The organism is Amycolatopsis sp. NPDC102522, assembly GCF_055584485.1.
Genome location: NZ_JBVJLY010000002.1, coordinates 78,960 through 100,797, shown reverse-complemented (window position 1 = coordinate 100,797; position 21,838 = coordinate 78,960). Strand labels below are relative to the sequence as shown.

24 protein-coding genes and 1 tRNA gene are annotated in these 21,838 nt (G+C 68.4%); 10 read left to right on the top strand and 15 right to left on the bottom strand.

Going from position 1 to position 21,838, the window contains the following annotated elements; translation table 11 throughout:
• The first annotated feature begins 145 nt into the window (after window positions 1-145).
• Entirely contained in the window at window positions 146-1,366 is a 1,221-nt protein-coding gene (locus tag ACZ6YV_RS06355; protein ID WP_465508642.1) for a L,D-transpeptidase, read from the top strand.
• Window positions 1,367-1,570: 204 nt separating this feature from the next.
• Here the strand turns inward: ACZ6YV_RS06355 and ACZ6YV_RS06350 are convergent.
• Both ACZ6YV_RS06350 and orn read right to left on the bottom strand, forming a co-directional pair.
• Window positions 1,571-1,646: transfer RNA gene (locus ACZ6YV_RS06350), tRNA-His, on the bottom strand.
• Window positions 1,647-1,723: 77 nt separating this feature from the next.
• Window positions 1,724-2,332, bottom strand: a complete 609-nt coding sequence (orn, locus tag ACZ6YV_RS06345) for an oligoribonuclease (protein ID WP_465508641.1) — start codon at window positions 2,330-2,332, stop codon at window positions 1,724-1,726.
• 112 nt (window positions 2,333-2,444) lie between these two features.
• On the opposite strand from orn, the gene ACZ6YV_RS06340 reads away from it, so the two are divergent.
• Window positions 2,445-3,959: a helicase HerA-like domain-containing protein gene (locus tag ACZ6YV_RS06340; protein ID WP_465508640.1), complete on the top strand. Its 1,515-nt coding sequence runs from the start codon at window positions 2,445-2,447 to the stop codon at window positions 3,957-3,959.
• 47 nt (window positions 3,960-4,006) lie between these two features.
• On the top strand, window positions 4,007-4,384 hold the full coding sequence (locus tag ACZ6YV_RS06335; protein WP_465509277.1) for a DUF3224 domain-containing protein: 378 nt from the start codon (window positions 4,007-4,009) through the stop codon (window positions 4,382-4,384).
• A 100-nt stretch (window positions 4,385-4,484) separates the two neighbouring features.
• On the opposite strand, the gene ACZ6YV_RS06330 is transcribed toward ACZ6YV_RS06335, so the two are convergent.
• The 3 genes from ACZ6YV_RS06330 to ACZ6YV_RS06320 all read right to left on the bottom strand — a co-directional run bounded on the left by ACZ6YV_RS06330 (window position 4,485) and on the right by ACZ6YV_RS06320 (window position 7,649).
• Window positions 4,485-5,462 carry a trypsin-like peptidase domain-containing protein gene (locus ACZ6YV_RS06330; protein ID WP_465508639.1) on the bottom strand — a complete coding sequence of 326 codons (978 nt, stop codon included), beginning with the start codon at window positions 5,460-5,462 and terminating at the stop codon, window positions 4,485-4,487.
• A gap of 91 nt (window positions 5,463-5,553) precedes the next feature.
• The gene (locus ACZ6YV_RS06325) at window positions 5,554-6,882 is read right to left on the bottom strand and encodes a M20 family metallopeptidase (protein WP_465508638.1); all 1,329 of its coding nucleotides are present in this window, start codon (window positions 6,880-6,882) and stop codon (window positions 5,554-5,556) included.
• Window positions 6,879-7,649, bottom strand: a complete 771-nt coding sequence (locus ACZ6YV_RS06320; protein WP_465508637.1) for a class I SAM-dependent methyltransferase — start codon at window positions 7,647-7,649, stop codon at window positions 6,879-6,881. The genes ACZ6YV_RS06325 and ACZ6YV_RS06320 overlap by 4 nt, the downstream gene beginning before the upstream one ends.
• Before the next feature lie 141 nt (window positions 7,650-7,790).
• On the opposite strand from ACZ6YV_RS06320, the gene ACZ6YV_RS06315 reads away from it, so the two are divergent.
• The 3 genes from ACZ6YV_RS06315 to ACZ6YV_RS06305 are packed head-to-tail and all read left to right on the top strand — an operon-like array spanning window position 7,791 to window position 10,770.
• Window positions 7,791-8,723 (top strand): DNA-3-methyladenine glycosylase family protein, encoded by a 933-nt coding sequence (locus tag ACZ6YV_RS06315; RefSeq protein WP_465508636.1) that lies wholly within the window; start codon window positions 7,791-7,793, stop codon window positions 8,721-8,723.
• 43 nt (window positions 8,724-8,766) lie between these two features.
• Entirely contained in the window at window positions 8,767-9,480 is a 714-nt protein-coding gene (locus tag ACZ6YV_RS06310) for a M50 family metallopeptidase (RefSeq protein ID WP_465508635.1), read from the top strand.
• Window positions 9,481-9,531: 51 nt separating this feature from the next.
• Window positions 9,532-10,770, top strand: a complete 1,239-nt coding sequence (locus tag ACZ6YV_RS06305) for an aldehyde dehydrogenase family protein (protein ID WP_465508634.1) — start codon at window positions 9,532-9,534, stop codon at window positions 10,768-10,770.
• A gap of 137 nt (window positions 10,771-10,907) precedes the next feature.
• Here ACZ6YV_RS06305 and ACZ6YV_RS06300 read toward each other — a convergent pair whose 3' ends face one another.
• From ACZ6YV_RS06300 to ccrA, 6 genes are all read right to left on the bottom strand, one after another.
• Window positions 10,908-11,189, bottom strand: coding sequence for a hypothetical protein (locus ACZ6YV_RS06300; protein WP_465508633.1), 282 nt, complete (start codon window positions 11,187-11,189; stop codon window positions 10,908-10,910).
• Between the two features lie 29 nt (window positions 11,190-11,218).
• The gene (locus ACZ6YV_RS06295; RefSeq protein ID WP_465508632.1) at window positions 11,219-11,635 is read right to left on the bottom strand and encodes a hypothetical protein; all 417 of its coding nucleotides are present in this window, start codon (window positions 11,633-11,635) and stop codon (window positions 11,219-11,221) included.
• 499 nt (window positions 11,636-12,134) lie between these two features.
• The gene (locus tag ACZ6YV_RS06290) at window positions 12,135-13,298 is read right to left on the bottom strand and encodes an adenylate/guanylate cyclase domain-containing protein (RefSeq protein ID WP_465508631.1); all 1,164 of its coding nucleotides are present in this window, start codon (window positions 13,296-13,298) and stop codon (window positions 12,135-12,137) included.
• Window positions 13,298-13,747 (bottom strand): universal stress protein, encoded by a 450-nt coding sequence (locus ACZ6YV_RS06285; protein ID WP_465508630.1) that lies wholly within the window; start codon window positions 13,745-13,747, stop codon window positions 13,298-13,300. The genes ACZ6YV_RS06290 and ACZ6YV_RS06285 overlap by 1 nt, the downstream gene beginning before the upstream one ends.
• Before the next feature lie 107 nt (window positions 13,748-13,854).
• Window positions 13,855-14,964 carry a chromosome segregation protein gene (locus ACZ6YV_RS06280; protein WP_378243584.1) on the bottom strand — a complete coding sequence of 370 codons (1,110 nt, stop codon included), beginning with the start codon at window positions 14,962-14,964 and terminating at the stop codon, window positions 13,855-13,857.
• Between the two features lie 104 nt (window positions 14,965-15,068).
• Window positions 15,069-16,409 carry a crotonyl-CoA carboxylase/reductase gene (ccrA, locus tag ACZ6YV_RS06275; protein ID WP_465508629.1) on the bottom strand — a complete coding sequence of 447 codons (1,341 nt, stop codon included), beginning with the start codon at window positions 16,407-16,409 and terminating at the stop codon, window positions 15,069-15,071.
• A gap of 204 nt (window positions 16,410-16,613) precedes the next feature.
• Here ccrA and ACZ6YV_RS06270 point away from each other — a divergent pair, with 204 nt between their 5' ends.
• Together ACZ6YV_RS06270 and ACZ6YV_RS06265 are read left to right on the top strand one after the other, a co-directional pair.
• Window positions 16,614-16,982 carry an SPW repeat protein gene (locus tag ACZ6YV_RS06270; RefSeq protein WP_378243053.1) on the top strand — a complete coding sequence of 123 codons (369 nt, stop codon included), beginning with the start codon at window positions 16,614-16,616 and terminating at the stop codon, window positions 16,980-16,982.
• 16 nt (window positions 16,983-16,998) lie between these two features.
• Window positions 16,999-17,562, top strand: coding sequence for a TetR/AcrR family transcriptional regulator (locus tag ACZ6YV_RS06265; protein ID WP_020630991.1), 564 nt, complete (start codon window positions 16,999-17,001; stop codon window positions 17,560-17,562).
• On the opposite strand, the gene mce is transcribed toward ACZ6YV_RS06265, so the two are convergent.
• On the bottom strand, window positions 17,556-18,005 hold the full coding sequence (gene mce, locus ACZ6YV_RS06260) for a methylmalonyl-CoA epimerase (RefSeq protein ID WP_465508628.1): 450 nt from the start codon (window positions 18,003-18,005) through the stop codon (window positions 17,556-17,558). The two genes, ACZ6YV_RS06265 and mce, sit on opposite strands and share 7 nt — an antisense overlap.
• A gap of 131 nt (window positions 18,006-18,136) precedes the next feature.
• On the opposite strand from mce, the gene ACZ6YV_RS06255 reads away from it, so the two are divergent.
• Window positions 18,137-19,318 (top strand): acetyl-CoA C-acetyltransferase, encoded by a 1,182-nt coding sequence (locus tag ACZ6YV_RS06255; protein ID WP_465508627.1) that lies wholly within the window; start codon window positions 18,137-18,139, stop codon window positions 19,316-19,318.
• Between the two features lie 5 nt (window positions 19,319-19,323).
• The gene (meaB, locus tag ACZ6YV_RS06250; protein ID WP_465508626.1) at window positions 19,324-20,292 is read left to right on the top strand and encodes a methylmalonyl Co-A mutase-associated GTPase MeaB; all 969 of its coding nucleotides are present in this window, start codon (window positions 19,324-19,326) and stop codon (window positions 20,290-20,292) included.
• 46 nt (window positions 20,293-20,338) lie between these two features.
• On the opposite strand, the gene ACZ6YV_RS06245 is transcribed toward meaB, so the two are convergent.
• The 3 genes from ACZ6YV_RS06245 to ACZ6YV_RS06235 form a co-directional block, all read right to left on the bottom strand.
• Window positions 20,339-20,692 (bottom strand): beta/gamma crystallin domain-containing protein, encoded by a 354-nt coding sequence (locus ACZ6YV_RS06245; protein ID WP_465508625.1) that lies wholly within the window; start codon window positions 20,690-20,692, stop codon window positions 20,339-20,341.
• Between the two features lie 22 nt (window positions 20,693-20,714).
• Window positions 20,715-21,068 (bottom strand): beta/gamma crystallin domain-containing protein, encoded by a 354-nt coding sequence (locus tag ACZ6YV_RS06240; RefSeq protein WP_465508624.1) that lies wholly within the window; start codon window positions 21,066-21,068, stop codon window positions 20,715-20,717.
• A 136-nt stretch (window positions 21,069-21,204) separates the two neighbouring features.
• On the bottom strand, window positions 21,205-21,792 hold the full coding sequence (locus ACZ6YV_RS06235; RefSeq protein ID WP_465508623.1) for a hypothetical protein: 588 nt from the start codon (window positions 21,790-21,792) through the stop codon (window positions 21,205-21,207).
• Window positions 21,793-21,838 lie beyond the last annotated feature (46 nt).

Genomic DNA, 21,838 nt, shown 5'->3' with positions numbered 1-21,838 from the left:
AACACAGGGTTGCTGGGGCCCGTTTCAGGGGGGTCCCCAACGACGGGCCGGCATGGATTCGGCCATCCGGCCGCAGGCGTTGCGGCCGGTCAGGCAGACTATAGCCAGACGTAGGGGTTGGTACCAGGCGAAACGGGCGGTGTGCATGAGGGTCTGGGGAGCGACGGGGCGGTCGCGGGTGGCGTTGGTGGCTTTGGTGGCCGGGTTCACACTGGCCGCGTGCACGAGTACACCGTCGGGTGAAGCGCCGTCGCAGGGCGGCGCTCCCGGTGGTTCGCAGCAGAGCGGTGAGCCCGCTCCTGCGCCGAAGCCCGCCGCGATGACGCTGACCCCGGCGCAGGGTGCGGCGGACGTCGCGCCCGGCGAGCCGGTCACGGTCGCCGTCGCCGACGGCAAGGTCGGCGAGGTCAAGCTGACCGGCGCCGACGGCAAGGTCGTCGCGGGCAAGCCGAAGGAGGACGGTTCGGGCTGGGAGTCGGCGGAGCCGCTCGGTTACAGCAAGACCTACACGGTCACCGCGGCCGCGACCGGGACCGACGGCAAGCCGGTCACCGCGACCTCGACGTTCTCCACGTCCAAACCGGGCAAGCAGATCGGTGTCTCGATCAACCTGGTCGAAGGCGAGACGGTCGGTGTCGGGCTGCCGCTGATCTTCAGCTTCACAGGGAACGTGCCGGACAAGGCGGCGACCGAGAAGGCACTGAAGATCGTCACCGAGCCGCAGGCCGAGGGCGCGTTCCACTGGTTCGGCGAGAAGACCGTGATGTGGCGGCCCAAGGAGTACTTCAAGCCGGGCACGAAGATCTCGGTCAACGCGGCGATCTACGGCAAGAACCTCGGCAACAACACCTTCGGCCGTGAGGACAAGCCGGCCAAGGTGGTCGTCGGCGACAAACTGGTCGCGACCGCGGACGGCGGCACGCACCAGATGAAGGTCGTGGTGAACGACCAAGAGGTCAAGCAGATGCCGATCTCGATGGGCAAGCCGTCGAGCAGCACCCCGGCCGGGACCTACACGGTGATGAGCGAGCACACCGGGTACACGATGGACTCGGGCACCTACGGCGTCCCGTCGGACAGCAAGGCCGGCTACCGGACGTTCGTGAAGTACGCGGTGCGGATGTCGAACAGCGGCATCTTCTACCACTCGGCGCCGTGGTCGGTCGGTTCGCAGGGCAAGCGGAACGTGAGCCACGGCTGCATCAACCTGTCGACCGAGAACGCGAAGTGGCTCATGGACACTTCGAAGAAGGGCGACATCATCACGGTCGCAAACTCGGGCCCGCAGGTGCTGGAGCCGACCGACGGCTGGTCGGTGTGGCAGATGTCCTGGGACGACTGGAAGACCGGCGGCGACAGGAACTGACTTAACGCCAGAAGGGGTCTTCTTAGGACACAATCCGTCCTAAGAAGACCCCTTCTGGCGTCCGCACTTGAACCGGCGACGGCACCGATGTGATGGGGGTCCGGGGGCGCAGCCCTCCGGCGGGGGTTTGGGGGCTCGGCCCCCAAAAAAGGCGAAACCCCAGCCTGTGGGAGGCTCGCGAGAGCCCCGAACAGACTGGGGTGATGGGGTGAGCGACGGGTTTCGAACCCGCGACCTCCTGGACCACAACCAGGTGCTCTACCAACTGAGCTACGCCCACCATTGCCGGGCTCGGGAAGCTTCCCATCACCTCGGCCGCACTATATTAGCGTGCCCGTTGCCGGGGCTCGCAACGGGTTACCGTTCGTGGCGTTCCTGCACTTCAGCGGCCGCCGCCTTGGCCTGTTCGGTGGTCGGGCCGGGCTGCGGGACGAAGGCGGCGCGCCGGTAGTAGTCGAGCTCGCCGATGGATTCCTTGATGTCTGCGAGGGCGCGGTGCGCGAGGCCCTTTTCGGGCTTGGCGTAGTAGATCCGCGGGTACCAGCGCCGGACGAGTTCCTTCACCGACGAGACGTCGACCATGCGGTAGTGCAGGTGTCCGTCGAGGGCGGGCATGTCGCGGGTGATGAAGCCGCGGTCGGTGGCGATGGAGTTGCCGGCGAGCGGGGCGACGTTGGCCTCGGGCACGTGCGCGCGGATGTACTCGAGCACGCGCTGTTCGGCTTCTTCCATGGTGACCGTGGAGCGCCGGACCTCTTCGGTGAGGCCGGAGCGGGCGTGCATTTCGCGGACGACCTCCGGCATGCCTTCGAGGGTTTCGTCGTCGGTGTGGATGACGATGTCGACGCCTTCCCCGAGGACGTTGAGCTCGGCGTCGGTCACCAGCGCGGCTATTTCGATCAACGCGTCCTTGCCGAGGTCGAGCCCCGTCATCTCGCAGTCGATCCAGACTAGGCGGTCGTTCACCCCGAAACCCTAACCCGACCCGGGGATTCGCGACGCGCGACGTGCGGGTTCGGCGCGTTGCTGGCAGCGTGTGCATCCTCAGGTGAGCCATATCACAGACCAGGGAGCGACAGTGGCCGAACAGGGTCCAGCCCAGGAGATCGCGCAGGGTTACGTGAGCGAGGGGGCGGCGGTGGAACTCGGCGCCGTCGTGATCGACGGCAAGGCCGACGCCGGTGCGGCGGTCCGCCTGCCGTTGGCGACGCTGAACCGGCACGGGCTGGTCGCGGGCGCGACCGGTACCGGTAAGACGAAGACCTTGCAGCTGATCGCCGAGCAGCTGTCGGCCGCGGGGGTGCCGGTGGTGCTGGCGGACGTGAAGGGTGATCTGTCGGGGCTCGCCGCGCAGGGCGAGAGCAACGACAAGATCGCCAAACGCGCGGAGGAACTAGGCGATGCGTGGGAGCCCGCCGCGTTCCCCGTGCAGTTCCTGTCGCTGGGCACGGGCGGCAAGGGGGCGCCGATCCGGGCGACGATCACGAGTTTCGGCCCGATCCTGCTGTCGAAGGTGCTGGGGCTCAACGACACCCAGGAGTCGACGCTCGGCCTGATCTTCCACTGGGCCGATCAGCGCGGCTTGGCGCTGCTGGACACGAAGGATCTCCGCTCGGTCATCACGCACCTGACCAGTGACGAGGGCAAGGAGGACCTCAAGGGCATCGGCGGCGTCTCGGCCGCGACGGCAGGGGTGATCCTCCGGTCGCTGTCCAATCTGGAGGCTCAGGGCGGCGAGGACTTCTTCGGCGAGCCCGAGCTGGACGTCCACGACCTGATGCGCCAGGTCGACGGCAAGGCGATGGTGACCTTGCTGGAGCTGGACAACCTCCAGTCGAAGCCCGCGCTGTTCTCGACGTTCCTCATGTGGCTGCTGGCCGAGTTGTTCGAGGAGCTGCCCGAGGAAGGCGACCTCGACAAGCCGAAGCTGGTGTTCTTCTTCGACGAGGCGCACCTTCTGTTCAACGGCGCGTCGAAGGCGTTCCTGGAACGTATCGAGCAGACAGTGAAGCTGATCCGCTCGAAGGGCGTCGGCGTGTTCTTCTGCACACAGCTTCCGACGGACATCCCGAACAACGTCCTGTCGCAACTGGGCGCGCGGGTGCAGCACGCGTTGCGCGCGTTCACACCCGAGGACCAGGCCGCGCTGACGAAGACGGTGAAGACGTACCCGAAGACGAAGCACTACGAACTCGACTCGGCGCTGACGTCGCTCGGTATCGGCGAAGCGATCGTCACCGTGCTTTCCGAACGGGGCGCGCCGACGCCGGTCGCGTGGACCCGCCTGCGCGCGCCGCGCTCGAAGATGGGCTCCATCGGCGCCGAAGCCATCTCCGCGGCGACGGCGGCTTCGGATCTGCACGCGAAGTACGCCGAGACGATCGACCGTGAGTCGGCCTACGAGAAGCTCGCCGAGAAGGTGGCCGCGCCGCCTGCCGGGGAGGCTCCCCCCGCTCCGAAACCGGAGAAGCAAGAGCCGGGCATGGTCGAACAGGCGATGAAGAACCCGGCGGTGAAGTCGTTCCTCCGGTCAGCGGCGAGCGCGCTCGGGCGGGAGATCACGCGCGGCCTGTTCGGGAACCGGAGGCGGTGAGGAATACCTGACGCATTCTGTCAGGTATGTCCGGCAGACTCGGTGCCATGACCAACACCGCGACAGCGTCGTTCACCGTGGACGGCTGGGATCCGCAAGCCACCGAGAAGCCCGAAGGCACCGAGTTCTCGCGGGTGCTCCTGACCAAGACGTTCACCGGGAACGTGGAGGGGACCAGCGCCGTCGAGATGCTCACGGCGGTGAACGAGACGTCGTCGGCGTACGTCGCCTTCGAGCGGCTGTCCGTGTCCGTCGACGGGCGCAAGGGCGGCTTCGTCCTGCATCACTCGGCGGGGGAGAACGGGCATCACCTGATCGTCCTGCCGGGCTCCGGTCACGGTGAACTGGCCGGCCTCACCGGAACGGCGGAGATCGTCCAGGACGACGAAGGCAACCACACCTTCACCCTCACCTACGAACTCTGAAATCCGTGAAGGCCTCGTTGAGGGACCCCGAGTCCCTCAACGAGGCCTTCACGGACATCGCCTGCTGGGCCGCCCCCTGACAGCGGTCCAGACGGCCGGGTCAGCCGACGATCTGTTCCACGATCTTCTTCGCGTCGTTGATGGGGATCGCGAAGCCGATGCCGATGCTGCCGGTCGAAGACGGGTTGTACAGCGCCGAGTTGATGCCGATGACGTTCCCCTGCGCGTCCACCAGAGCCCCGCCCGAGTTGCCCTGGTTGATCGGGGCGTCGGTCTGGATCGCGGTGTAGCTCGGCCCGCTTTCGTTCGTGGTCCGGCTGTACGGCGAACGCTTGCCCTGGCCGCTGCTGAGCTCGTCGAGCTTGCGGTTCAGCGCGCTCACGATGCCGGTGGTCACCGTGTTCTGCAGGCCGCCCGGCGAGCCGATCGCCACGACCTGCTGACCGGCGGCGAGCTTGCTCGAGTCCCCGAGCGAAGCCGGTGTCAGCCCGCTTGCGTCCTTCGCCTGCAGGACGGCGATGTCGGCCTTCGTGTCGGCGCCGACCACGCTCGCCTTGTACTGCTTGCCGTTCGAGAGCGTGACGGTGACGTCGCCCTGGGCGTCGGCGACCACGTGGGCGTTGGTGAGGATGCGCCCGTCCGCCGTCAGGATGACGCCGGAACCGACGGCCTCACCCTGCGCGGTGGTCACGTTCACCTGGACGACGCTCGGCGTCACCTTCGCGGCGACCCCGCTGACGTCACCCGAAGTGGTGTTCCCGACCGGTTGCCCGGTGGCGACCGACGATGAACCCGCGCCGGACGCCGACGACGCCGAGCCGAACCCGACGAGCGCCGCTCCGCCGACCCCGCCGATCAGCGCGGCACCGAGCGCCGTCGCGCTGACGAGGACGGCGATCCGGCCGCCTTTCCTGCGTGGCGGCGGGACCGGCGTCTGCGTCTGTGCCTGGACGGGCGGCGGGGTGAAGAGCGGATTCGGCGCGGCCTGCCAAGGGGTGTAACCGGGGTACTGCTGCTGGTGCGGCGGCTGGTGCCCACCGGTGGAGGCGGGGCCGGGCCGACTCTCGTTCTCGGTCATGGAACAAGATTCGCGCCCGTACTTGTGAGCCGCCTGTGGAAAACCCCTTGGCTTTGCTGAGAAGAATCCCCTGAGAATTCTCAGCGTTTCCTCAGTCGAAGAACGCGGGCACGTCCAACGCGCCACCCGAGGACTCGAACTCTTCGTGCACCGCGGCGCGGAGTTTCGCGTCGGCCAGGTAATCGACGGCGGTCAATGCCAGCCCCAGCGCGCCGTCGACGACCGCGCGATCGCCGTCCGGCGAACCGGCCGCGGCCGCGAATTCCTTGGTGTGCAAGGCGGTCGTCGGCCCGGCGATGGCGATCATCGGGTGGATCGCGGGCATCCGGTAGGAAAGGTTGCCGAGATCGGTCGAGCCGGTGAGGAATTCGGGCACGATCCCAGGCGGGAGCGGTTTGCGGCCGGCGTCAACCTGATGCACCGACCAGCGTCCGGCGAGGGTGGTGTTGAACCGGATCGGCAGGTAAGCGGGCTGGGCGTCCCATTTCAGTTCGACCCCGCAGCCGGTCATCTCCGCCGCGCCGCGCGCGACCGCCGAAACCCGCTCGGCGAGGTCGCGCAACGTGTCCGGCTGTGCGGATCGGAGGTAGAACAGCAGCGCCGCGCGTTCCGGGACGACGTTCGGCCGCGCGCCGCCGTCGGTGAAGACGCCGTGGACGCGGTCGGTGGAGGGCAAATGCTGCCGGAGTGCCGCGACACCCTGATAGGCGGCGACGGCGGCATCGAGCGCGTTGCGTCCCATGAACGGCTGAGCCGAAGCGTGCGCGCCGACACCGTGGAACACCATCTCCAGCTGCCGCCTGCCGAGGAACGGGTGCATGGCGATGTCGTGGCTGAACGGGTGCAGCATGACCACCGCGTCGACGTCGTCGAAAACACCCGCGCGGGCCATGGTTTCCTTGCCGCCACCGCCTTCCTCCGCCGGCGTGCCGATCAGCGAGACCCGGCCGCCCAGCCGTTCGGCGACCGCCGCCGCGCCGAGGAAACCGCCCGCGCCCGCGGTGCAGATGACGTTGTGCCCGCAGCCGTGGCCGAGGCCGGGAAGAGCGTCGTATTCGGAGAGGACCGCGATGTGCGGGCCGCTGCCGGGAGTGGTCGCGACCAGGGCGGTGTCCAGTCCGCCCGCGCCGATCGTCACCTCGTGCCCGTGCCGTTCGAGCAGGTCTCCGAGCGCGCGGACCGAGCGGTGCTCGGCGAAGCCCTCTTCGGGGTGGGCGTGCAGGTCTTGGCTCAGCTCCACCAATTCCGCCGTCAGCGCGCGGATCCCGGCGCTGACGGCGTCCCGGGTGGCGGGGTCCGCGCCGTCGTGCGGCGAGCCGAGGGGTTCGGCCGCGGCGACGGCGTCCGCGGTCGCGTCGACCAGCGAGCGGAGGTAGCTGTCGTCGGGCGGAATCGGCGAAGCGTGCTCAGAGCGGATCATTTCCGGATGTTAACCGGTAGCTCTCCCGTGACGATCTGCGTGACACCGGAGTACCGCTCGCCGACGCGGTCGAATCCGCGCCGGAACAGTTTCAGCGCGATCTCGCCGCGGTCGAACATCCGCTGTCCGCTCAGCCTGCCGAGGAAGGTGTCCGCCAGCCGCATCGGCTGGTCGCTGTGCCGGGCGCTGGTCAGCAGCACCAGCGAACCGCCGGGCCTGAGCACGCGGGCGAACGAATCCAGCGCCGCGTCCGGGTCGGCGAACATGTGCAGCGCGGCGAAACAGCAGACGGCGTCCACAGTGGAATCGCCGAGCGGCAGGTCGACGGCGTCGGCACGCAGGTAGGCCACCGAAGCCGGGTTCGGAGCGGCAAGCGCCTTCTCCAGCATGGTGACCGAACCGTCGAGTCCGATGGACAGCCCGTCCGGGCCGACCGCTTCGCCGAACGCGCGGGTGAACCGGCCCGTGCCGCAGGCGACGTCCAGCGAGACCTGGCCTGGGCGCAGGCCGAGCGCTTCGACCGCGATCCCGATCTCGTCCGCCATGCTCGGGCCGTTCAGTCCTTTCGCGACCCTGCCCAGCGTCGGACGCCAATACCGCTCGTAGATCATCGGCACGGCGGCGGTGCGCATCAGCCGCTGCGCGAGCCCTGTCGGCGGCCCCGCCTGCGGGATTTCGCCCAGCAGATCGAGAAAACCCTTGTCCGGCCCGGTGGTCGTGGTGCCCGGCCGCAGCAGGCCCAAGAGACGTTCGCGGTTGTCCGGCATCGCTGCTCCCTTCACGGTGTCCACCCGAGAATCTGCCATGACCGGCCCGTTCGCGACATTCCCGCCGCCGCGACCCGAAACTGTCGGTGGCCGTCTCTAACGTCGGAGGGAGTCGCCGTTCCCCAGCCGAAGGAGCCCGAAATGACCGGCTCGATCCTGCAGCCCACCGCCACGACCACGCTTCGCATCCCGGTGCGCGGCCCGTTCGACCTCGACAAGTCCATCCGGTTCCTGACCGATTTCCCGCCCGCGTGCCGCGCCGACGCCGCCTCCGAACCCGGCACCCTGCGCCTGGCCTTTCCTGCCGAAGCGGGCTGGGAGCATGTCGGTGCGGCCGTCAGACAGAGATCGCCCGGCTCGATCGAAGTGGAGGTCTTCGCCGAAGAGGGGCTCGCCGTCGAGGTCGGCGCCCAGGTCCGGCGGATCCTTTCGGTGGACGTCGACGGTGTCGGCTTCGCCAAGGTCGGCACCGCGGATCCCGTGGTGCGCCGTCTTCAGCTGGCGTTCCCCGGGCTGCGGCCCGTCCTGTTCCACTCGCCGTACGAAGCGGCCTGCTGGGCGATCCTGGGTTACCGGACGCGGATGTCGCAGGCCGCCGCGATGAAACGACGGCTCGCCGAGGAGTTCGGCAGGCCGGTGGACGTCGGCGGGAAGATCCTCATGTCGTTCCCGGCGCCGGACGTCCTGGCCGGACCGGAGGCCGGGCGCGGCCTGCTGGAGGTGAAGGCCGAGCGGCTGCGCGCGGTGGCCAACGCCGCCAAGGACGGTCTGCTCGACGCCGCGTATCTGCGCGCGATGCCGGTCTCGGACGCGTTGAACTGGTTGCAGCGTTTGCCGGGGATCGGCCCGTTCTCGGCCCAGCTGATCCTGATCCGGGGCGCCGGCCACCCGGACGTCTTCCCGGCGGACGAGCCTCGGGTGCAGGAGGCCATGCGAGTCGCGTACGACCTGCCCGAGGCGCCGACAGAGGAGCTGGAGGAGCTGTCCACGGTGTGGCGGCCGTTCCGCAGCTGGGTGGCCTTCGCCCTGCGAAACGACCGGAGTCTCGCACGCGCGGGAACGGAGGTTCGATGACCGCCTGACACCGGGCATATCCGGCTTGTGGTGAGCTGGTGAGGTGAGCTCGTCTCCCGCCGAAACGGTTTCCGACATCGCCCAGTCCACCCCGCCCGGCACGATCACCCTGGTCACCGGTGGTCTCGCACTGCTCGTGGTGCTGTCGGGCAGGCCATGGCGGATCGCCCGCAACCTGATCACGCTCGTCCACGAGGCGGGCCACGCGCTCGCGGCGGTGCTGGTCGGCCGCCGATTGCAGGGCATCAAGCTGCACTCGGACACCTCCGGCGTCACAGTCTCCCGCGGCAAGCCGGAGGGGCCGGGGATGGCGTTCACCGCGCTGGCCGGGTACCCGGCGGCCGCGGTGCTCGGACTGGTGTTCGCCGGGCTGCTCTCGTCGGACCTGATCACCGTCGTGCTGATCGTGATGGCGTTGATGCTGCTGGGCGTGCTGGTGATGGTGCGCAACACCTACGGCGTGTTCGCCGTGGTCACCAGCTCGGTGGTGCTCGGCTTGGTCGCGCTGGTGGCGCCGTCGTGGTTCCAGGCGATCTTCGTCTACCTGCTGACCTGGTTCCTGCTGTTCGGCGGTGTCCGGCCGGTGGTCGAGCTGCAGATCAAGCGGCGCCGGGGCGGGGCGAGGGATTCCGACGCCGATCAGCTCGGCAGGCTCACCGCGATGCCCGCGGTGCTGTGGGTGCTGGTGATGGCCGTGCTGACGGTGAGCTGTCTCTTCGCGGGCGGGTTGTGGCTGCTGGAGCCGACCGTCGCCTGACCGGGGCGGTACGGCAGACTGATGGCTCGTTCCGCGCGGAAGGAGTCGGGGATGGACGAGGTCGCCAAGGCCGTCGAGGAATGCGCTCGATCGGCGAAACGGGCCGCGCCGTCACTGGCCGCCGCCTCCGCGGAGGCTATCGACGCCGCGCTGAACGCCATGGCGGACAAGCTGGTCGAACACGCCGACGTCGTGCTCGAAGCGAACCAGGCCGACATCGCCAAGGCGCGCGAGGACGGCATGAGCGCGGGCCTGCTCGACAGGCTCACCATCACCCCCGAGCGCCTGACCGGCATGGCCGAACAGCTCCGTCTCCTGGCCGGTGCGCCGCACCAGGAGCGGTCCGTCGACGTGTCCACTTTGGACGGTGGACTGCGGCTGGTGGAACGCCGCCGCCCGGTCGGCGTGATCGGCGCGAACTACGAAGCGCGCCCGAACGTCACGGTCGACGTCGCCTCGCAGCTGGTGAAGTCGCGCAACGGTGGCGTGCTCCGCACGGGCTCCGCCGCGCTCGGCTCGGCCCAGCGCCTGCGCGAGACCGTGATCGCCCCCGCGCTCGCCGAGGCGGGTATCGACGCGGACGTCATCCAGCTGGTGCCGCGCGCCGAGCGCGAAGCGGCTTCCGCGCTGGTCCGGTTCCCCGCGCTCGTGCCGCTGGTCATCCTGCGCGGCAGCGGTGACAGCACCCGGGCGCTGGCCACCGAGGCGGCCGTCCACGGCGTCGGCACGCTGGCCCACGCCGACGGCGGCGGAGTGCTGTACGTCGACGAAGCGGCCGACACCGACAAGGTGCGCGATCTCGTCTTCAACAGCCTCGACAGGCTCGGCGTCTGCAACCGGCTGAACCTGCTGCTGATCCACGAGGCCGCCCACGACCGCGTCTGGCCCGGCATCTCCGCCGCGCTGGCCGAACGCGGCGTCACGCCGTCGCTCGCCCCGCACGAGCACGCCATCGGCTACGAATGGGCGCTCGACTCAGACCGCGAAGCGACCGTCACAGTCGCGAAGGTCGCCAGCCTGTCCGAAGCGGCTGAGATCGCCAACGAGCGGACCTCGGGCCTGGCCGCCGGCATCGCCACCGAAAGCAGCGAAGCCGCCGACGCGTTCTTCGACGCGTACACCGGCACCGGTGTCTTCTGGAACGCGCCCACCCGGCTGCTCGACGGCTTCAAACTCCTGGCCGTCCCCGAGACCGGCATCAACCTGGACAGGGTCCCGGGTCCGCGCGGCCCGGTCACCTACACCGATCTCTACGTGCGCCAGTACGCCGTGCTGCCGGATGTTCGCTGATCTGCGGTAGCCACCTGTCAGCACCCGCCAGCCGTCGTGATCCGGACATGCGCGAGGCCAGGCAATCCCTGCTGTGCCGGGACTGCCTGGCCTCTTCGTGCTTCCACGATGACGCTCGCGGGCGCTCGGCGGCCTGCCTACGGCGCAGTTCCTGCTTCCTCTACCGCCGGGGGACCGACAGCACCGAGCCTGCGCAGGGCGGCCGGTGTCGTCTCGGGCACGATCGCGGAGTTCGTGAAAGTGTGCTGTCCCGGGCAGACGAGTGTCGCGTCCGCCAAGACGGTCAGCGGAGCCGTCGCGCCGCATTGAGGGCAGGCGATCGGCCGCATTGCCCCGCCATCCACGGCGATGTCGATCCCGTTCACCTCACACGAGCTTTCCGGTTCCTCTTCGGGGCCACCTGACCGCAGGGTCTCCATGGTTTCACCGTACTTGACAATCGCACCATCTAGACACAGGCGGGCTTGGCGGTGCGCCAGAAGTGGTCACGGCCGGGCACCTTGACCGAACCGTAGTAACAATCATTCGCAAAGCCGGACCATTGGGAACCTTTGATTTTCCCCGGCTCGGCGGTGAAGGACTCCGAAAAACGAACCAGGCCCGTATTGAGCCCGGTAACCTTGAGTTGCGACGGTCCGAACCTCGAACCACTACGATTATCGAACCATACCGTTGTCGGGACCCCGGGACCCGTGCTGACGCAGATCAGTGAGTTGTTCAGGGCCGGAATGGGATTGCATTCTCGAGCGATACGCTGGTCGCCGGCGGTCGCCGGAGCCTCGCTGACATCGACCGGCGCGTTGACCTCGCTCGGCGCGGCAACCGCTGCCGGAGCGAGCGATAACATGGCGCCAACGGCAAACACTCCACCCAGTATCCGCCTGCGAAATCGGAAACGCGAGTTATGCATAATTCCCCCTGAGTCGCAATACAGCAGTAAGCAACTATATGGTCAAGTAAGTCAGCGCTACCAGCCGCAAGCTACCGCCGGATGGCGGAAACCCGATAGCTACTTAATTGCAAATCCCGTGCCCCTCACAATTTCGGTCAGCCGATTCGTGACAGGTGAGGACGCCATGTCAGCTCCAATTCGCCGGCCGCCGAGCTACAGCACCAGTCCATCTTCGATCGGTTCGACGGTGAGCCGGATCGAGTAGCCGAGATCTAGGGCGTAGATCTGGAGATGCCGGAGTATGTGCGTTTTCCGGCTGTCGTTTTCCCGCCGCCAGACCGTGACGCCGGCACGTCAACTCCTTCGCGACGCTGTCGAGGGACCATCCGTGCGCGATGCGTTCGTGGCGGAGTTGCCGTCCGGCTACGCGGGCGATAGCAAAGGTCCCTTGCTCCCGCGGCGAGCGAAGTGCTCAGCGTCGCCGACGTCGCTTCGAGCGAGGCCGAGGCGGTAACGAGGTCGCTGTGGCGTCCTCGATCTCCTCGGCGAGCTCCTCGACGTCAGGAGACTCCGAGGCGGCCCCGGAAGCACCCAGTCCCAGCATCTCCGCGGCAAGCTGCTGCGAAGACGCGAACATGCCCGAAGGCCTGTCCCGCGCCCGTCGCAGGGAAGAAGGCCGCAGCCGGTTGTACCCCCGGACCGAAACCGGCCGCCGCGTGCGGACCTCGTACGCCGGGAGTCCCAGGAGTTCGGTGGCGAGTTCCTTGTCCACCAGGATGGTGCCCGGCCGCGCGGTCGAGGTGAGGCGGGCGGCGAGGTTCACGACCGAGCCGTAGACGTCGCCGAACCGGCTGAGGATCCGGCCCGACGCCAGACCCGCGCGCACGGCGGGCAGGGTCTCGTCGGCGTCGGCGCGTTCGGACAGCGCGAGGGCGATCTCGGCGCCGTCGACGGCGGAATCGGCGACGAACAGGACCTCGTCGCCGATCATCTTCACGATCCGCCCGTGGTGATCGGCGACCACTTCGGTGGCGACGGATTCGAACCGGTCGAGGATGGCTGTCAGCTCGTCTTCGCCGACCTGCCTGGTCAGCCGGGTGTAGCCGACCATGTCGACGAACCCGACCACCTCGGTCCTCGTCTCGAGGTCTTCGTCCGGCATGGCCATCGCCCGGCCGGCGTAGGCCGCGAGATGGCGGCGCCAGACGAAGTCCTGCACCTTCTCCAGTTCGGGCAGCAGCCGTTCCACGAGCCGCCCGATCTGGCGTTCGCTGCTGCCGATCTCCTTGTTCTCGGTGATCATCGTCCACAGCATGTGGACCTGCCATTCCGCGAGTCGCGAAAGGTGCTGGCCCAGCGCGCGCGTCACCGCCAGCTCGATGCTCGGGTCGATCATCCCCGAGTTCATCAGCTGGTCCGCCGTGCGGATCGCGTCGATGTCGGCGTCGGTGAAGACGACCTCGTCGTCCTCGACAGTCGCGAAGCCCAGCGCGCGCCAAAGCCGCCGAGAGCGTTCCTCGGGAACGCCTGCCTTCTCGGCGACTTCGAGCCGGGTGTACTTGCGCTTTCCGCCGAGCAGGATCCGTTCGAGGCGCTGTTGCAGCGCGTCGGACGAGATCTCGCCGGGTTCGGGCATCAGGTGGTGTGGACGATGAGTACGTCCACCCCGGACTTTCGCGCGACCTCGGACGGTACGGAGCCCAGGATGCGGCCGGTGATCGTGTTCAGCCCGCGGTTGCCGACCACCAGCAGATCCGCGGAACGGTCGGCGACGACCTTGCGCAGCGAGTCGACCGGGTCGCCGACGACAGCGGCGGTCTCGATGCTCCGCGCGCCTGCCTTCGCGGCCCTGTCACGCGCGGACAGCAGTGTGTCCTCGGCCGGAGCCGAGCCCACGACCTGGTACGCCTCGTCGCCGAGGACGTCCTGCGCCTTCTCCACGTCACCCTTGGCGGCGGGGTAGTAGGCGCACACGATGACCAGGGTCGCGCCGGAGTCCCCGGCGACGCCCGCGGCCTTGTCGACCGCGGCGAACGAGGAATCCGATCCGTCCGTGCCCACGACCACGGTCCGATATGCAGCCATCCGCAACCTCCACCGATCTCCTCCGGCTCGCACACGCGCGCGAGCAGCGACGATAACCGCTGGACGATCGGCCCGCAGGCCGTCGCGAAGGCGGTCGGGTGAGAAGGTTACTCGCCAGTCGGTTTCTGTGCCGCCGCAGGCCGAGGTGAAGCCTTCGCACCGGATGTGGCCTTCGGCACATCGGCCATCCGGAGCTGCACGGTGGCCTCCGAGTCGGGTGACGGCTTCGCCTTCAGATCCGCCGGGACGTGCGGTTCGTCGCCGAGGACGTGCGTCGCTTCGGCGAGCGCGGTCCGCGCGGTGCGGACCTGCTCGGCCAGGCTGGAGCGCACCTTGCGGAGCGCTTCCACCCGTTCGGTGGCCTGGGTGATCCGCCGGTTGGACTCCTCGGTGGCCTGCCGGACGCGGCGGCGTGCCTCGTCGGCCGCCTCGGCGAGCCTGGCGTTGGCCTCGGTGATCGAGTCCTGCTTGCGCTTGTTGGCGTCCGCGACCGACTCCCGCTGACGGCGCTCGATGTCGGCCTTGGCCGTCGTCTCCTCTTCGAGCACCTTCGCGCGGATGGCGGCGGCGTCATCGGTGGCCTCACGGACCCGGCGGGCGGCCTCGGCCTTGCTCGCGGCCTCCTGCTCGGCCAGCGCGTGCATGGCTTCGGTGCGCCGCGACGCCATCGCGATCTCGAAGTCCTCTTCGACCTGCGTGCGGCGCTGCTGCGACTCGGCGTCGAGCTTGTCGCGCTCGGCCTTCGCCTTGTCGGTGATGTCCTTCGCTTCGGCGCGGGCCGTCTCCAGCACGCCGCGGTGCTCGGCCTCCATCTCCTTGCGACGGAGGTCGAGCTCGTTGAGCAGCTGCTCGTAGCGGGCCCGCATGGCGCTCGCGTCGGTCTCCGCCTTGGCGCGGATGTGCCCGGCTTCGGCTTCCGCGCGCGCCTTGGTGTCGGCGGCCTCGTCCTGTGCCAGCCGCAGCATGCGCTGCAGCCGCTCGGACAGGCCTTCGACGCTCGTCGGCGGCTGGGCGAGCCTGTCGACCTGCCCGCGCAGGTCCGCGATCTCGCCGCGCGCGATCTCCAGCTGCCGTGCCAGGTCGCCCGCTTGCCCGATGGCGGCATCGCGATCGGCGGTGAGCATCTTCAGATCGGCGTCCAGCCGCTCGAGATGCTCGTCGACCTGCGCACGGCTGTAACCGCGCTTCGCCACGTCGAAGCCGGCTCCCAGCGGCACTAGCTCCCGTTCCTCGCCAAGGCTCATCCTTCTACCGTAGTCGAGCTGGGGTCACGGAAGGGTGAGCACCCACGCAACGCGCGGCGAAAGTGCGTTCTGGCGCGCTAAACGTTCCGGAACGCGTTGATCCCGTCGATGTGCTTCTCGCGCAACTCGTGGTTCCGGACACCCAGACCTTCTTCCGGCGCAAGGGCGAGCACGCCGACCTTGCCCTGGTGGGCGTTGCGGTGCACGTCCAGCGCGGCCTGGCCGGTGTCTTCCAGCGCGTAGGTCTTCGACAGCGTCGGGTGGATCAGACCTTTCGAGATCAGCCGGTTTGCTTCCCACGATTCGCGGTAGTTGGCGAAGTGGCTGCCGATGATCCGCTTCAGGTTCATCCACAGGTAGCGGTTGTCGTACTGGTGCATGAATCCGGACGTCGACGCGCAGGTGACGATCGTCCCGCCCTTGCGCGCGGCGTAGACCGAAGCACCGAAGGTCTCACGGCCCGGGTGCTCGAAGACGATGTCCGGGTCCTCGCCGCCGGTCAGCTCGCGGATCTTCTTGCCGAACCGCTGCCACTCCTTCGGGTCCTGGTTGTTCTCGTCCTTCCAGAACTTGTAGCCCTCGGCATTGCGGTCGATGATCAGCTCCGCGCCCAGCTTCCGGCAGATCTCCGCCTTCTCGGGGCTGGAGACCACGCACACCGGGATCGCTCCGCCGTTGAGCGCGTACTGCGTCGCGTAGGAGCCGAGGCCGCCCGAAGCGCCCCAGATCAGCACGACGTCGCCCTGCTTCATGTCCGCGCCGTTGCGCGAGACGAGCTGGCGGTAGGCCGTGGAGTTCACCAGACCGGGGGAGGCGGCTTCTTCCCAGGTGAGGTGGTCCGGCTTCGGCATCAGCTGGTTCGACTTGACCAGCGCGATCTCGGCGAGCCCGCCGAAGTTCGTTTCGAAGCCCCAGATCCGCTGCTCGGTGTCGAGCATCGTGTCGTTGTGCCCGTCCGGGCCTTCGAGTTCGACGTTGAGGCAGTGCGCGACGACCTCGTCGCCCGCCTTCCAGTTGTGCACGCCGGGGCCGGTGCGCAGCACGACGCCGGACAGGTCCGAGCCGACGACGTGGTACGGCAGGTCGTGGCGCTTCGCCAACGGCGAAAGCCGCCCGTAACGCTCCAGGAACTTGAAGGTCGAGACCGGCTCGAAGATCGAGGTCCAGACGGTGTTGTAGTTGATCGCGCTCGCCATGACCGCGACCAGCGCCTCGCCGGGGCCGAGTTCCGGGGTCGGGACCTCGTCCACGTGCAGCGACTTGCGAGGGTCCTTGTCCCGGCTTTCGAGGCCTTGGAACATGTCGGCTTCGTCCTTGTGCACGGTGACACCGCGATAGGCCTCCGGCACGTCGAGCGACGCCACGGCGCCGAGGTCATCGTTCAGAATGGCCTGCTGGATCTCGCCGAGCTGCGACATCGGAACCTCCGCGAATGGGGTGGTGGCGTGTGGCGGCTTAAATTACTCACCGGTAACCAAGACCACAACTGTACGAGACGTGGAGCACGTACACATCCCGAAGTGTTATCGACCGGTCTTGACCGGCCGGCCAACCAAGCGGAGCATGGGCGGTGGAGATCTCTCCGACCTGCAGGTTCAGCCGAATTTCGGAGGTGAGCACGCATGAACGAACCCACGACGCGCCCTTGGACCCGCCCCCATGACTGGGCGGAGGTGGTCATCGGTGTCGTGGTCGCGCTTTCACCCCTCTGGATGACCACGGACAACATCGCCATGTGGTCACTCGTCGTCCTCGGCGCGCTGATCGCCCTCGACGGCCTCGCGTCGCTCGCGATGCCTGGCATGGTCTACGGCGAAGGCATTCAGATCGTCCTGGGCGCACTGCTGTTCGTTTCGCCCTGGGTCATGGGATTCGCCACCTTCATGGGCGCGTCCTGGACGGCCTGGGTCGGTGGCGTCCTGACCGTGGTGGCCGGGGCGGCCGCGATGCCGATCGCCCAGGCGACGCACAAGACGGCGGGACAGCACTGACGCAAGAGGAGACGGCGTGAAAGAGGACTCGGCGAAACAGCGCATCCTGCGGGCCGCGGAGGCGCTGTTCGCCGAGTCCGGTTTCGACGCCACCCCCACGTCCCGGATCGCCGAACAGGCCGGCGTCCCCAAGGGCCTGGTGCACTACTACTTCCGGCGCAAGTCGGATCTGCTGGCCGCGCTGGTCGCCGAACTGCCGGACGCCCGCATCGAACCGGCCGTCGTGGTGGTCCCCGGCGACCTCGCGGGCAGCCTGCGCGGCCTCGTCGTGGAACTCGACAGGCGGTTCAACCGGTCCTTGGCGCTGTCACACCTGCTGTGGCGCGAGGCCGACACGCACCGCGCTGTCCGCGACGCGCTGGCCGAACGGTTCCAGCAGCTCGTCCGCCAGGTGAAGGCGGTGATCGTCGCCGCGACCGGCGGCAAACTCGCGATCGCCGACGTCGATTCGGCGTCGGGGCTGCTCGCGAGGGCTGTCAGCCATCGTCACGCGACAGCACGGCACAACGAGGACGGCGACCCCGCCGAGATCGATCGTGAGGTCGCCTTCATCGCCGAAGCGTTGACGCGCGGTCAGTGACCGTCTTTGGCGGGCTCGACCAGTTCCACCAGCACGCCACCGGCGTCCTTGGGGTGGACGAAGTTCACCCGGCTGTTGGACGTGCCGCGCTTCGCCTCGTCGTAGAGCAGCCGGAGTCCCTGCGCGCGCAGTGCCGCGGCGGCGGCGTCCACATCGGACACTCGGTACGCCAGCTGCTGCAGCCCGGGGCCGCTCTTCGCGAGGAACTTGCCGATCGCCGAATCGTCGCGCAGCGGCGCGAGGAGCTGGATCGCGGTCTCGGTCCCGGCGGTGCCCGGCGCGCGCAGCATCGCCTCGCGGACGCCCTGCTCCTCGTTGACCTCCTCGTGCGAGACCTCCAAGCCGAAGTGCTCGGTGTGGAAGGCGATCGCGGCGTCGAGGTCGGGCACCGCGATGCCGACGTGGTCGATGGCGGTCACGAACGGTTTCAGCGCCTGGTTCATGCAGAGCAGGATAGGTGCGGGGGCGGACGAACCGGCGTGCGCCGCCTCACACTGGCTCCATCAAGACGCCCGTGACCCGGGTATGGTCGCGAAGACCCCCTTTGCCCTTGCGCCGATGCTTGGAGGACGCCGTGTCCGGTTCCGTGATCCTGGGTGCCGCCCGTACACCGATCGGGCGATTGCTCGGTTCCCTGAAGGACTTCTCGGGCGCGCAACTCGGCGGTTTCGCCATCAAGGCGGCGCTGGAGCAGGCCGGTGTCTCACCGGACGCGGTCCAGTACACGATCATGGGCCAGGTGCTCACCGCCGGCGCGGGCCAGATCCCCGCCCGCCAGGCCGCGGTCGCCGGCGGCATCCCGATGACCGTCCCGGCGCTGACCATCAACAAGGTCTGCCTCTCCGGTCTCGACGCCATCGCGCTCGCCGACCAGCTCATCCGCGCGGGCGAGTTCGACCTGATCGTGGCGGGCGGCCAGGAGTCGATGACCCAGGCGCCGCACCTGCTGCCGAAGTCCCGCGCGGGCTTCAAGTACGGCGACACCACGCTCGTCGACCACATGGCCTACGACGGTCTGTTCTGCGCCTTCGACCAGGTCGCGATGGGCTCCTCGACGGAGAAGTACAACAACCGCTACGGGCTCACCCGTGAGCAGCAGGACGAGTTCTCCGCGCGCTCGCACCAGCGCGCCGCCGCCGCCATCGAGGCCGGTCGCTTCGACGCCGAGATCGCGCCGGTGTCGATCCCGCAGCGCAAGGGCGACCCCGTCGTCTTCTCCAAGGACGAGGGCGTCCGCGCCGACACCACCGCGGCAAGCCTCGCGAAGCTGCGCCCGGCGTTCGCCTCCGACGGCACCATCACCGCCGGTTCGGCCTCGCAGATCTCCGACGGCGCGGCCGCGGTCATCGTCGCGAGCAAGGCCAAGGCCGAGGAGCTGGGCCTGACACCGCTCGCCGAGATCGGCGCGCACGGCGTGGTCTCCGGTCCGGACGCCAGCCTGCACGAGCAGCCGTCGAACGCGATCCTGGCCGCGCTGGCCAAGGAGAAGCTGACCGCGGACGCGCTCGACCTCGTCGAGATCAACGAGGCGTTCGCCGCCGTCGGCCTGGTTTCGGCCGACAAGCTCGGGCTCGACCCGGAGAAGGTCAACGTCGACGGCGGCGCCATCGCGCTCGGCCACCCGATCGGCGCGTCCGGCGCGCGGCTCGCCGTGCACCTGATCCACGAACTCCGCCGTCGCGGTGGCGGCCTCGGCGCGGCCGCCCTCTGCGGCGGTGGCGGCCAGGGCGACGCGCTGCTGCTCCGCGTTCCGTAAAGCCCTTGCCGGTACAGCTGGACATCGACGAACTGGTCGGTCGCGCGCGGGACGGCGTCCCCCGCGCGATCGCCCGGTTGCTGTCGCTGGTCGAGGACGCCCATCCGCAGTTGCCCGAGGTCGCGGCGAAGCTGACGCCGCACACCGGCAGCGCGCGGGTCGTCGGGCTGACCGGCCCGCCCGGTGTCGGCAAGTCGACATCGACGTCCGCGCTGCTCACGGCCCTGCGGGCGCAGGGCCTGCGGGTCGGGGTGCTGGCGATCGACCCGTCGTCGCCGTTCTCCGGCGGCGCCCTGCTCGGCGACCGGATCCGGATGACCGAACACGCCACCGATCCCGGTGTGTTCATCCGCTCGATGGCCACGCGCGGGCATCTCGGCGGGCTTTCGTGGGCGACACCGCAAGCGGTCCGGGTGCTCGACGCGGCCGGGTTCGACGTCGTACTGATCGAGACCGTCGGGGTCGGGCAGTCCGAAGTGGACGTCGTGAAACTGGCCGACACCACGGTGGTCCTGCTCGCGCCCGGGATGGGCGACGGGATCCAGGCGGCGAAGGCGGGCGTGCTGGAGATCGCGGACGTTTTCGTGGTCAACAAGGCCGACAGGGAGGGCGCGGACGCGACCGTCCACGACCTCAAGCAGATGATCTCCTTGGTACGCCGGGAGATCCGCGGTCCGAGCTGGCGTCAGCCGATCGTGCGAACGGTGGCTTCGCGCGGTGAAGGTGTCGAAGACGTCGTCCGCGCGCTGGGTGACCACCACGACTGGCTGGTCCAGCGCGACGAACTGCCCCGGCGCCGCGCGGCGCGGGCTCGTGACGAGGTCGAGGCGATCGCCGTGCAGCGGTTGCGCGCGGAGATCGTCGATCTGCGCTCCGGCGACCGGCTCACCGAACTGGCCGAACGCGTGGTGGGGCGCAAGCTCGATCCCTTCGCGGCGGCCGAAGAACTCATCGCAGAGCTTAGGGACTCGTGAGTGGTAAGGACGGTTCTAACCGTCCTTACCACTCACGAGGTTTTGGTCAGAGGATTTCGATGACGCGGACCTTCGGCGGCCGATTCGGGAAACTGATGTCGGTCCACCGGTTGATTCTGACATCGGAGCCGTTGCTGTCGTAGTAGATCAGGTCGTTGTTGCCGGTGTAGATCCGGTCGATCCACCAGCCGCCGAAGCTGATCCTCCCGCGGTTGGCGTAGCAGTCGACGCTGGTGCCACCGCCGAGATGCGACCAGATCTTCAGGAAGTTCTCCCCGTCCCGGCAAGGGATGTGGTCGATGGCGAACGAGGTGCCGGTCGGCACGAGCAGGCTGAACGCGGCGGCAGCGGCGGCCGCCGTGGCCAGAACGCGCCGCGCCGTCTTCTTGGTCGAGATCACGGTTTCTCCTTACAAGGTGAGGTCAGAGGATCTCGATGTGGTTGACCCGCGGCGGGCGGTTCGGGTACGTGATGATCGTCCACCGGTTGACTCTCACCGAATCGCCGTTGGCGTCGCTGTAGATCAGGTCGTTGTTGCCCGTCTCGATCTTGTCCACCCACCAGCCGCCGAAGCTGATCCTCCCGCGGTTGGCGTAGCAGTCCACGCTGTCCCGGCCGTCGAGGTGCGACCAGATCTTCAGGAAGTTCTCCCCTGCGCGGCAGGGGATGTGGTCGATGGCGAACGACGTCCCGGTCGGGACGACCATCGTGAACGTGGCGGCGACGGCGGCCGCCACGGCCGCGATACGTCCCGCTGTCTTCTTGCTCGAGATCACGGAATTCTCCTTTAGTGAAGGGAAAAGGAGGTGCATCGTGCGCTTTCGAGCATCTCGATCAGGTGTGGCCGGTGTCAATTTCCCGGCGGTTTCACGGGTGCTTTGGGACAGGCAAGTCTGGCCTACCGTGCAGCGGTCAGAATTCGACGTACATCTTGATGTCGCCGAAGTCGCTGTCGAGATTGTCCAGGTGGCTGACCGCGTCCTCTTTCCAGACCTCGAGCTGGTTGGTCTCGCCGAACGTGAGCTGTTCGCCGTCGGCGACCTTGGCGGCGTAGTTCGTGATCGTGACCGTCTGCCCCCGGCAGAACTCGACGCGCTCCAGGAACCTGTCGGCCATGTCGGGGTCGAAGACGCGGCCCATCCGGACGTAGCCGTTGTTGATGTGCTCCTCGCAGTAGAAGTGCGCCGCGGCGGAGGCGACCCACTCGGTCAGCGACGGCTCCCGAGGCGGCCACTTCTCCCGGACGTGCGACTTGATCTCCCTGGCGAGCCGGATGACCCGGCGCCGTTCGAGATCGGTCAGCCCGTCCTCCCGGCGGAAGTCGAGGATCATGTCGTCGACGACCTTGGCGAGCCTGAGCATGCGCGGTTTGTCGAGTTCGGCCGGTTTCTCCGGCGGCAGCCCGGCCATGACCCTCTCGTGCACGAGGACATACTGCGTGTACGCGTAGAGGAAGGTCAGCGCGTTCAGCTGCCATTGGTGTCGTTCGGCGATCTCCACGGCTCCGACCCTAACCGCGCACCTACTTCCGGACCTGTGTGAGCGG